The 514-nt window shown below is 65.6% G+C and carries 1 pseudogene; it reads right to left on the reverse strand.

Features of this window, described 5'->3' with window-relative positions:
• Positions 1–259, reverse strand: a pseudogene (locus OC446_RS30610) (NAD(P)-dependent oxidoreductase); the annotation flags it as partial.
• Positions 260–514: the final 255 nt, after the last annotated feature.

The following is a 514-nucleotide window of genomic DNA, read 5'->3' on the forward strand; positions in this document are numbered from 1 at the left end:
GAGAGAATTGCGCGAGCACCGGATCGGTCTCGCCTGAGGGCGGGATGGAGACGAGGAGTGCGTCTGCCCGGGCGATCCGGTCGAGGATGGCGGGATCGTAGCCGGCGCCGTCGAACACGAATGCGTCCAGGCCGTTCGCCTGCATGGCCCGCGCCTTCTCCAGCGAACGCACCGTGCCGCCGATTTCCGTGAAACGCGTGCCGTACAGCTTGAGGAATTGGCCGACCGAATAGCCGAGGCCGAAGACGAACAGGTTCATGAGATGTCAGTCGCCGATTGTGCGTGAGTGTCGGCAGGACCCTACCGCATCGCGCTGGAAAGGGGAGCCGACTTTCGCACTTCGCCGCCGGCCTTGTGCCGCTGATCCCGATCGGACAAGCGCGGCGCTTCACAGAAGCAGCATGGGCGGCAAAAGTCCGGTCAAGACGTGGTGGGTGTGATCCCCGGCGGCCGCAGGCCGGGAAGGGGATCCAGGGTTCGGAGCGTGCAGATGGATTCCCTTCCCCTCCGCTGC

This window comes from Microvirga sp. Mcv34, assembly GCF_024519725.1.
GTDB lineage: Bacteria > Pseudomonadota > Alphaproteobacteria > Rhizobiales > Beijerinckiaceae > Microvirga.